The organism is Bacillota bacterium (assembly GCA_030705925.1).
Lineage (GTDB): Bacteria > Bacillota > Clostridia > Oscillospirales > Feifaniaceae > JAUZPM01.
The window spans coordinates 33,947-45,606 of sequence record JAUZPM010000010.1; the positions used below are offsets into that span (position 1 = coordinate 33,947).

The following is an 11,660-nucleotide window of genomic DNA, read 5'->3' on the forward strand; positions in this document are numbered from 1 at the left end:
GAACAAATTTGGGCGGAGGATTTTGATATGTATAACAAATTGAAAAAATTGTTGGCATTAACCCTTGCGCTGTGTATTGTTATCGGGACGATGCCGGAAACACTGGCGCATTATCTTCCTGTTGCTGATTATGAAGTGTTGGATCCGACAAACGATGATAAGGTAGTCGGAACCAGTGATCAGCAGGTAATCGATGATACGACTGAAGCCGAAAATGCGGCTCTTTTGGACAGTGAAAATACAGTACTTGGAACAGGATTACCGCCTGTGGTCGTTACGGAAATCGATCCGCAGAATGTATCGCAAAGCGGTGTGCTTCCAAACATAGTCGTCACTGACAGCGTTTTCGAGGCTTTTGAACTGTACAATACGACAGACTCACCGATTAATATTACACAAAGCTATGACTTTAAATATATTTACGGCACAAAAAGCAAGACAGCAACTATAGGCAATATTAACGGGGCTATCGGAAACGGAATTTCCGGTGAGGTTATCATACCGGCGAAAACGGCAATAGAAGTCTGGTCTTATCACAATAATTACGCAACTGAGCCGGGTGTCAAGGATCTTACCGTAGCCGATTTTAAAAATTATTATGCGGCACTTGGGAGAACGGATAAAAACTATACAGTCGTCGGCTGTAATGACATCCTTGGATGGAATAAAACTGCTGACCGTGGAATCTGCATCCTTAGTAAGGGAACGACAAATGTGGTCAGCCAATCTGTATACACAGGCAGAAGCAGTATGGCAGACAAAGGTGTCGATTTTAGATATATGGGCAACAATGCCCTTTCTATGTCTGATGAAAACGGAACTGTCATAACCACGGCTGGCAATGGCACAACCCCATCTATAGCACAGGTCAGGTATTTTCAGAAACCCGCTGCAAGCAGCGATACAACAGCGCCTAATTTAACAGACAGCTCGCCGTCGACGGTTGCGAAGGACAGCGACTATACATTTAATTTTGCGCTGACGGACAACACGGATTTAAGATACACCGCTCTTTATATAAAACCGAGCAATGCAACAGCCTACGTTAAAAAAAGCGACAAAGACTTTGTAAAAGATGCAGGAGAAAAGACGTCAGATACTTTATCGGCTAATTTTACATACACACTTTCCGCTGCAGATATAGCTGGGTGTGATTATTTTGATTATTACACGGAAGTAGTAGATGCTTCCGGCAATACGACGCAAATTCCGTCATCGACCGTTCCAAAGCGAGTGACGGTGGCAAAACCCGCCGACACGACCGCTCCTACCGTTACTATCACAAGTCCAACTAACGGTCAGAAATTCGATTTAAAGTTTGACGGTGCTCTTAACGCGACACTCTCGGATGAAAGTGGAATCAATGCCGAAAGTGGAACCATTTCTATTGATGGAGCTGCACCGATTAAAATACCAGCAACTAATATAACTGATACTTCGCTTACCTATTCGTTCGCTTCATCACCGCTTTCGATAGGCAACCATACTATTACAGTATCCGTATCCGATACTGCTTCGGTTCCTAACGCTGGGTCGGCTACAGTAACTTTTATAGTTGAATCTCCAACCTCTGCTATGGCAGTGGATACAAGCGCTGGGTTTGTTTCTTTAAATAAAGCAGGTGATTTCAGCGCAGACGTATATGATACAGCAGCGTCAAGCAGTGCTAAATTATATTACAGGAGAATAGGTTCACAGGATTATGCCTCTGTTGATATGACTGTGAAATCAAACGATGCAGCAGGAAGCTTAACTAAAACCAGTTTTGCTGTTTCGGTTCCATATAATACCTTGAACACACTCGGAAAAGTTGAATATTACATTGAAATTGGCGGCGGAAAATTCAAAACACCAGTAAAGACTGCAACCGTTCAAAAAACAGCCGATATCGTCTTTACGGACGTTGTTGCAAACTCAATCAATGTCGGCTCGCAGGATGGCTATGATTATGTACAGCTTATAAACACAAGTAATAAGCCTATTGATCTTAAAAACTATAAGTTGGCATACAGAAGGAATACATCAGCATGGCTTAACGTCGGCTTAATGGGCTTTAATAATATTACGAAGTACCCCAAAGCTGAGAATCAGACGGAGCCTGACAGTATCATCGTTAAACCGGGTGAGATCTATGTTTTATGGGTTAAGATAACAACCAGCTCAACAGCTCCACTGACAAGAAGCAATTTCGCAAGTGCTTATGGCAATACGATCGATGTTGACCATATACTCGTTGCGGAGCATGCAACAACAGGCAACCCGGTAAATCCCGGCGATAATTTTTATCTCGTAAATGTTACAGCTAAAACAGAGACAAACTCAATGTGGATTGTGCCGGGCACATCCACTTCCTCTAATTACGAACAACAGGCGATTGCAAAGCTGCAGTTTTCAGGCGACCAGGTTGCAAATGAGAATACCGCGGCAAAACTCTGGTACGATTCAAATCTCGGATATTCGAACTCATTTGCCGGACTAAAAAAACTGACGCCCGGCTATCTTAATCAGTGGAAACAGATTGAAACTGATTATTCCGATTACTCAGCGCCTGTGTTTGGTGAATTTACACCGCAGGCTTCAATCGACAGGACAACAGATACCAGCACGCCATTTACTCTGACTGTGAACGTGTCAGATGATAAAGATTTGAGAGCGGGAAGACTTTATTACAGAAGTATAGGTGACTCCACCTACAAAATGCTTGAATCTGATTATGTTGAAGCACGTGATGGCAAAGGGACAACCTTAAATTCATCTATTACATTTACCATCCCGGAAACTGATATTATTACAACAGGCAGGCTTCAGTATTATTTTGAGGCGCTTGATGCAGGCGGCAATATATCGACACTGCCGGCTGATAAAAACAAACCATTCGAAACGAAAGTGCTGTTGAAACCCTCAGCTTTTGAAATGCCTGAAATTATTATTACTGAGGTTGAACCAAATCCGAGCGGCACAGATGTTTTTGAGTTCGTCGAGATCTACAATACGACGGATCATGATATCGATATGACCAATTATCAGCTTAGGATTGCAAACAGCTTTGAAAACAATACATGGTATACGAACAATTGGGCATGGGAAAGTACGGCAAGTAAAATGCTCGGCGCAAAAGAAATGATGACGATCTTCTTATATAATGCCGATGCATATAATGCGGGCTATAAATGGGCGACTGATGAAGACAAGTCAAATACATGGGAGGAATTCCAGACATTCTACACGTCTTCGATCCCAGTGGATAACCGAGTTCTTGCACCAGCATTCAGCGATACTACCGGAGCCGCTATATCGGGCGCAAATAACCTTACAAACGGCGCAGGGGTCAAAGCTGTTCAAATAGTTAAAAAAGTAAATGGAAATATCGACGTTGTATCTCAGGCAAAATACACAGCAACTGATAGCAGCAGCACTTCGCAGGTTGTCAACGGGTTTTCCATCAACTATATTACCTTCCCCGGCTGCGATCCGATAAACAATTATGACGCGTTGATGATAGACTATAAAGCAATACCGTCTCCTAACGGACTGCTTGATGTACAGAAAATGTCAGACAGTGACGACACGACTCCTGTTGTTACTATGCAGGAACCGACGCAATACAGACAACCGGATGAGACGACATTCACTGTAACTGCGCAGGATAACAATATAAGATATGCCGCGCTGTTCTATAAAATGGATACCGACACTATGTATAAAACCGTCATGATGACAAAGGTTGACGGTACAAATGATTATACATGTGACGTTCCGGCTTCTGATCTGAAAAAATCCAAGAACATCAGATATTTCTATGTTGTTTCCGACGGCATAAATTACGCAACCGCGCCTTATGTTGCATTTGATCCATATTACCAGCTGGTAGACGACACAGAAGGCCCACGCGTGACTTCGTTTAAGCCGGATGGATTGTTCGAAGGCGAATATTCAGGTTATGTTGAAGTCAACTATACGGATAACGCCGGGGTAGACAAATCGTCGATAAAATTCATATTTGACGGTAAGGATGTTACCTCGAAATGTATAATCAGCGAAAGCCAACTGAAATACAAGGTGGATATTTCGGAAATCAGAAGATATGACATGACACTAACGATCGGCGATAAGTTTGGCGGACTTGTTGGTAGCACTTATCCCAAACAGAATATTGCAACTCATAACTTAAGTTTTACGCTTACACCTGTAGGAGTAAATCTGGAACCTACTAAAGGGATCATTCATGCTCCAATGAAAAGTACGGTTAATACTCAGGATATGACTGTCGCTGCAGTGGTCACGGGAAGTGACGATGCACCTTCTCTGTTTTACGGATTAGATGACGAAGCACCTCACAACAGGGTGGCGATGTCTCTCGATAATATCAGAAAGGGAGATAACGCGAAATTCTATAAAGGTGTTATTCCTTCCGGTGCACTAAAAAATGCGACTAAGGTAAAATATTATATTACCGCCGGTGAAATGCGCGCACCAACAAGTGAAGGCACGGTATATGAAACCAAGATATTTCCGAAATCACCTACGCCGGAGCTGATGATCACAGAGGCTTTTGTCAATCCGGAGGGACTCGACGATCACGAATATGTCGAGGTTTATAATACAAGCGATAAAGTGCTGAATCTTAAGGACTACAAGCTGATGTATCAGGGATATGTCAAAACCAATCCTAATGACATACGTGAAAATATAATTACTGACGATTGTTATCTCGATCCTGGCGAGGTTGCTCTTGTATCATTTATAACAACACAGGCAAAAGCGATCAATCTAGACGTTGATATGTTCAAAAAGAAACTTGGCATACAGAATTCCAATGTAAAAGTCGTCCAAGTTTATGCGGACAGTTCTGAGGTCAAGACACAGTTTAACCTAAACAATACAGGCATTAAGCTTATTATGCTTGCGAAAGCTAACGCCCATGCGGGTGATTATCTTTGCGTAGCAACATACAACGATCAGGTAAACGAAGGCATCAATGACGCAATGAATGGGTGTACGGTCAACTGGGGACCACCTTCCGACGGTACTATCAACCTTACAAAAACCGATACGGGAGTAAAACCGACTCCTGGAACAATAAACTATAAACAAAAAGTGCTCGATTACGATGATACTTTAGCGCCTTACCTGATACATCAAAATTTGGAAACCCAAGGTGAGGACACAAAGGATATAACCTTAAAAGCAAAGATATTTGACGAGAATGTTCTTCACTATTCCTCTGTTTTTTATAGGACATGGACTACAAAGGGTTTTGTCGAAAAACCGCTTACACCTGTTGAAGGCGAGGAGAACACGTATTCTGTAACGATACCTTATAAAGATGTTAAATATTCTAATACCCTTGAGTACTATTTCACAGCGACTGACGGCTTGCATACAGTTACACTGAACAGCCAGTCGGGTCAGCCGTTCACTGTCAATTTCAGTGACAAACAGGCACCGCAGATCACAGATTACAAGCCTGAGAATTACTATTATTATGAGAAGTCCTATACCCCGAATATAGACATTAAATACAAGGACGATTCAGGCGTAGACACAAGATCAGTTCGCCTGCTTGTAAACAATGAAGATGTCACTTCGAATGCCAAAATATCTGATACAGGCGTCACATATACACCTAACGGACCAATGCCTGCCGGAACATATCCCATTCATTTCGAGGTTTGCGACAATTCTGCAAATAAGAATAAACAGGTCGTGGATTCACAGTTTACGCTGGGAGACGGAGCACAGCTTAACAGTTATCACGGTGAGATGCACAGCCATACCGGATTTTCAGACGGAAAAGCAGACCCTTCAGTCGCTTTCCAGTATGCCAGGGACGTTGGAAAACTTGACTTTTTTGCCGTGACGGATCATAACGATATGACCTCGCCTGACGAACTTGCGCAAGGAATCCAGATGTCAAAAGACATCTATAATCCTGGACCGGGAGGATTTATAGCGTTTTACGGAATAGAGATGTCCTGGACAGGATGGTATGGGCATTTTAACACGTTCAACGTTGATTGGGTCGAAAACGATCAGGAAACAACGATGCGTGACTATCTTGACCGGCTGCGTGAAAGTCCCGGCAGTTTCGCACAGTTTAATCATCCTGGCGTAGTATGGGGAGATTTCCTTGATTACAGCTATTTCACTCCTGAAAATGACGATAAAGTAATAATGTATGAAAACAAACGTGTACAGTCTGACAATGGCTATTATCGCGCTTTGACAAAAGGCTGGCACCTAGCTGTAATGACCAACGAGGATAACCACTCCGCAAACTGGGGCATTGCAGATCCTGCAGTATCTGTTGCTCTTGCTCCTGCTTTGACAAAAGACAATCTTATTGAAGCATTCAGAAAGAGCCGCACATATATAACTTCAAATCCCAGTTTGTCTGTTGATTACCGTATAAACAACAATGAGATAGGATCTCGCCTAAAAAACCCGGACGCATTGAATTTCAGCATAAAAGCCAGTGATGCTAAAGGCTTGGCTCTCGGAAGCATAAAGGTATACGCTGAAGATGTTGTACAGGTCTATAATCAGAACTTTGATACCCCGACAGCAGATGTAAACTTTACGCTGCCTGCACAGTACAAATACTATAATGTAAGTATTACAACTAAAACGGGTCAGCATTTAATAACATCCCCGATTTGGGTCGAACGTCAGAATGCAATTGAAGTCTCGAAAATGGATCTGAAGTTAAGCCCGAGCGCTGACACACCGCACCGTGTCATTACAACCCTCAGGAATAACACGGATAATAAAATGACGAATATAAAGGTAACATATTACAGGGGCGACGATAACGGACTGACCTTAACGGGCGATCTGCCGCAGTATTATCAAGATCTTAACCAAAACGGCTCATCAAGTGTAAAGCTTGCAGATCCGCTTGCAGTGATGAATGTTGACGGACTCGATTCTAAGCAGACAGTAGATGTAACAGCAGATATTCCCGAAGTTCAGGATAAACGGAGGATATATGCGGTTGTATCCGGAGAGTATAACGGAAAAACATATTATGACATCAGTTATGTTTTGACGTCGCAGCTCTATATCACTGAAATGCAGGTAACCAGCAAAGAACAGCAGTTTAGTAATTTCTCTTTAAAGGATGCGTTTGGTTTCTTTGAAGTTTACAATAACAGCCATACCGACATCAATCTGAAGGGATATAAATTCAATTATTGGGTATCGCAGGGCAATACTCCTACAGGATACGATATATATACAATAACCGGAAACTTAAGGCTGCCAGCTAAGACAGCAAAAGTAATCTGGGTCAAAGATTATAAATCCAAAGTGGCACCAAGTGTTACAATCGATGATTTTAATAAAAAATACGGTACGAATCTAAAGCCAGTCGATGCTAACGGCGATGGAGACGTTTATGTAGTATACGGTACGCCGTTATCTACCGGATCAAAACGTCTTGATGTTGCAAATTCAAGCGGGTTTGTAATTTCAGCGGTTCAGTATGGATTCGGACCGGATGTAAACGGCGATAATACGGTCGACAGAAGTATAGATTTTAAATACAGCGTTGATGGCAACAACACCTGCACGTCTACTAAATTAGACAACATGGCATTCCCGTCGCCAGGCAGTGTAAAACCGGAACAGGTTCCTAGCGATGCAAGCGATTACAGTTTGAAAGCCATAAAAGTATCCTACGGCAACGGCTCATCTAATGTTTCTATGAGCGACCTGTCAACAAGCTACAGGTTTAAAGTGCCGGAGGGGGCAAAGGCTGTTGCTGTTACGCCTGAAGCTGTGGATGCATCTCATAAACTACGGGTCAACGGGGTTGTTCAGAGCAGCGGTCAGACATCAAAAGAATATACGCTTTCAAGCACGTCCGGCTGTACTGTTTTGATCGAAGTACTCGATGAAAATAATAATCCTGCAGCAAACTATACGGTATCTATTGGTACAGGTGAACTCAATACAGGATCTGACACAGGGACTGACAATGGCGCTGGTACGCCTGGCGGAGGATCATCAGGTGATACTGGGGGTGCTGATACCGGAACAGGCAATGGCACCGGGTCGGGCGGCGACAATAATCAAAGTCCAACCGACAAACCAAATGCTGAGTTTACTGATGTTTCAGGACATTGGGCGGAAACGGCAATAGGATATATGTCTTCAAAAGGCATTATTAAAGGCTATGCTGACGGGACGTTTAAGCCAAATGATAACGTAAAGCGCGGAGATTTCATATTAATGCTCATGCGCGCGTTTCCGAGCAATACCGCATCGACAGATAGTTTTGCCGATGTTCCATCTGACAGCTATTATTACGAAGCAATAACTCAAGCTAAAGCGCTTGGAATTGCAACAGGTTATGACGGGAACAAGTTTGATCCGAATGCTGAGATCACCCGTGAAGATATGTTTGTATTATATGCAAGGGCACTTGAAAAGCTTGGCACTATCGACAAAACAAAGGTCAGCGGCAGTTTCGCGGACAAAGATAAAATAGCTTCATACGCTGTCGAGGCGATAGATTTGCTGAACGGTAACGGCATCATATCCGGCTCGGATAACAGCATAGACCCTACAGGAGCCGCTACAAGAGCTCAAGTAGCTCAAATGCTTTATAATTATTTTAATTCGCTTGTTTCTTAATCTAGATAAAATCTCTCTCTTAACCAGCACAAAAGGAACGTCTTAAATGACGTTCCTTTTGTGCGTCAACATGGTTTGCGGATCGTTTAATGATTTTCAAGTAATATAAATATGTTATGTTATATATAAATAGATATAAGAGGGAGGGATTCTTGTGAAAAAAAAAAGAGTCGGCAAAATATCTTGCTGTCCTGAATGCGGTATTTTATATTATTATGATAATAGTCAATACGCTTGCCAATACATTACCAATTAACGGCGTAAAAACAGGCGACGTATCAGAACGCTATCCTAACCTTTTTACCCCTGCCCCCTTTACGTTTGTTATCTGGGGCATAATCTATCTGCTGCTTGCATGTTTTGTGATATATCAATTTATCGCTCTTAAAAAAGATAAAAACTTTGCAGATGTTCTTTATGCCATAGGGCCATACTTCATTATTTCTTCGGCTGCAAACGCAGCATGGATACTTGCCTGGCATTATAATTTAATTCCTCTTACGGTGATATTGATGTTTGTAATTTTGTCTAGTCTTATTATTATATCATTATCGTTAAATAGACTTAAATTAAGTCCGACAGAGGCACTTTTGGTCAAAGTTCCTTTCAATCTCTACTTTGGCTGGATAACTGTTGCCACTATTGCAAACATTACAGTCCTTCTAGTATACCTTAACTGGAACGGATGGGGGATTCCGGAACAGGTCTGGACGTCAATAATTATCCTTGTGGGGCTAGTAATAGCTTCGCTTACTCTAAAACATAACGAGAGTATCGCATATGCTATTGCTGTTATTTGGGCATATCTAGGGATACTGCTAAAGCATACTTCTTCCAGCGGGTTTTCCGGAGAATATCCGATAGTTATCGTTATAACAATAATATCTTTAGCGGTTTTACTTTATGAATGCGTTTTTATTTTACCTGATCCGTCAGAAAAGAAATGGAAAAAGCCGCTGTACTAAGCGGCTTTTTTTTAAACGCAGACTCCGTCATTTAGCTGGGACATATAAAGCTGCCAGTATAGCCCTTTTTTTATGATTAATTCACTGTGACTTCCGGATTCGGCTATTTCTCCTCCATCAATATACATTATTCGAGTGCAGTTTTTTATGGTCGAAAGGCGATGCGCAACAATAAAGGATGTCCTGTTTTTAAGCAGTTCTTGTATGCCACTTTGAACCATACGTTCGGTGTGAGTATCAATACTGGATGTTGCCTCGTCGAGTATCAGTATTTTTGGATCGGACAAAAGCGTGCGGGCAAATGAAATAAGCTGTTTCTGCCCGGCGGAGATGCCTTCGCCCCGCTCTTTTACCTCCGTGTAATACCCTTTAGGAAGTTTTGATATGAACTCATGGGCATGCACTGTCTTTGCGGCCTCGATGCATTCTTCATCTGTGGCGTCAAGCCTTCCGTAACGGATATTGTCTATGATAGTTCCAGAAAAAATGAATGTATCCTGAAGCATTATCCCCATCTGCTTTCTTAGCGAATGTAAAGTAACATTACTTATGTCCTGCCCGTCTATGCTTACGGTTCCGCTTTTTAAGTTATAAAATCTGGAAAGCAGGTTTATAATCGTTGATTTTCCGGCACCGGTAGGTCCGACCAATGCGATGCTTTGACCTTCCGATACTTTAAAAGATACATCTTTCAAAACAGGCTGGTCTTTCTCATATTCAAAGACCACGTGATCAAATATAACGCTGCCTTTTATCCGCCTCATTTCGGCGGCACCGGCAATATCTGTAACTGTCACCGGTTCATCTAAAACCTGAAAGATGCGCTCAAGATAAGCGGCGGTATTAAGCAGGTTATTATAGATATTACCGAGGTTTTGAATAGGGCCCCAAAAGCGCCCGGCGTATCCTGCCATGGCGACTATTGTTCCTACTGTAATAGAGTCTCTGAAAATATAAACTCCCGCCAAATAAATCGAGATGGTAACAAGGCGTGACAGAAAAGCGGTTACAGGCCACATTCCTTGTATTATGTAAATTGCGCGCATATAGTTGGAGCGCGTTTCTTCTAACAGACCATCGAAAATCTCTTCGTTGAAATGCTCACGAGTGAATGCCTTTGTGGTTTTAGCACCGTTAATATTTTCAGCAAGATAAGCTGTCGTATTTGACTGTTTATTTGCATAACGCTGCCACGATTTGCGTTGAAGCGGTTTGGTGATCATTACATATACTGCAAAAATCGGCAGCCCCGACAGAACTACTAGTGTCAGTTTCGGGCTGACGATAAGCATATAGCAGACGATGAAAACAAGATTCAATAGCTCTAGGATAGAGTTTATAAGTCCGTTTGAGAGAAAATCGGCGACTGAATTGATATAGTTGATTACTCTTACAAGAATTTTGCCGTGAGGTCGGCTGTCATAATAATCGAAGGGAAGTTTCTGAAGATGGATGAACAGGTCAGAGCGCATGTCACTTATTATCGATTGCCCGTTTCTGACATTGAGCTTCGATCTCATTCTGTTGCATAAGACGATTACTACAATAATTGCAAGAAAGCAGATGCCAAGCAGCAATATGGCTTTGACGTTTTTCTGCGGGATATACTTATCGATAACTAATTTAGTTATAAGTGGAGTAAGAAGTCCAAGCAATGCCGAGGTTATACTGCACAAAAATGCTTTTAGAAAATTGAATTTATATTTTTTTACATAATGGAGACTTCGTCGGATATGCACCCAGTTGAAGGGTGCGTCCAACTCCTCGTCTATATTATATTTATTTCGTGCCATATCCTGTAAGCTCCTCTTCTGCCTGCCCGTACTGCAAGAGACAGGTCTGATAATAATAGCCTTTCAATGCCATAAGTTCGTCGTGAGTCCCTGACTCTGCGATCTTTCCCCGGTCGATAACGTATATGCGGTCGGCATGTCTTAGGGAAGAAACACGCTGTGCAATTATCAGCGTTGTAGAGCAGGAGTCGAGTTCTCTTAAATTTTTTTGGATAATGGCCTCGGTTTCCATATCAACTGCCGACGTTGTATCATCAAGTATAAG

4 protein-coding genes are annotated in these 11,660 nt (G+C 42.2%); 2 read left to right on the plus strand and 2 right to left on the minus strand.

Translation table 11 applies throughout. The features are described from left to right. Positions 1–27: 27 nt before the first annotated feature. Together Q8865_02945 and Q8865_02950 are read left to right on the plus strand one after the other, a co-directional pair. Entirely contained in the window at positions 28–8,637 is an 8,610-nt protein-coding gene (locus Q8865_02945; protein MDP4152386.1) for a lamin tail domain-containing protein, read from the plus strand. A 215-nt stretch (positions 8,638–8,852) separates the two neighbouring features. Beyond that, the gene (locus Q8865_02950; protein ID MDP4152387.1) at positions 8,853–9,602 is read left to right on the plus strand and encodes a tryptophan-rich sensory protein; all 750 of its coding nucleotides are present in this window, start codon (positions 8,853–8,855) and stop codon (positions 9,600–9,602) included. A gap of 11 nt (positions 9,603–9,613) precedes the next feature. Here Q8865_02950 and Q8865_02955 read toward each other — a convergent pair whose 3' ends face one another. Both Q8865_02955 and Q8865_02960 read right to left on the minus strand, forming a co-directional pair. Beyond that, positions 9,614–11,395, minus strand: coding sequence for an ABC transporter ATP-binding protein (locus Q8865_02955; protein MDP4152388.1), 1,782 nt, complete (start codon positions 11,393–11,395; stop codon positions 9,614–9,616). Continuing rightward, positions 11,382–11,660 (minus strand): ABC transporter ATP-binding protein (locus tag Q8865_02960; protein ID MDP4152389.1); only part of this gene is annotated, 279 nt, incomplete at its 5' end. The genes Q8865_02960 and Q8865_02955, both read right to left, overlap by 14 nt.

Excerpts from the sequence above, each read along its gene's own strand:
- Q8865_02945 (MDP4152386.1), top strand. The coding sequence starts at position 28 with ATGTATAACAAATTGAAAAAATTGTTGGCATTAACCCTTGCGCTGTGT.
- Q8865_02950 (MDP4152387.1), top strand. The coding sequence starts at position 8,853 with ATGATAATAGTCAATACGCTTGCCAATACATTACCAATTAACGGCGTA.
- Q8865_02955 (MDP4152388.1), bottom strand. The coding sequence starts at position 11,395 with ATGGCACGAAATAAATATAATATAGACGAGGAGTTGGACGCACCCTTC.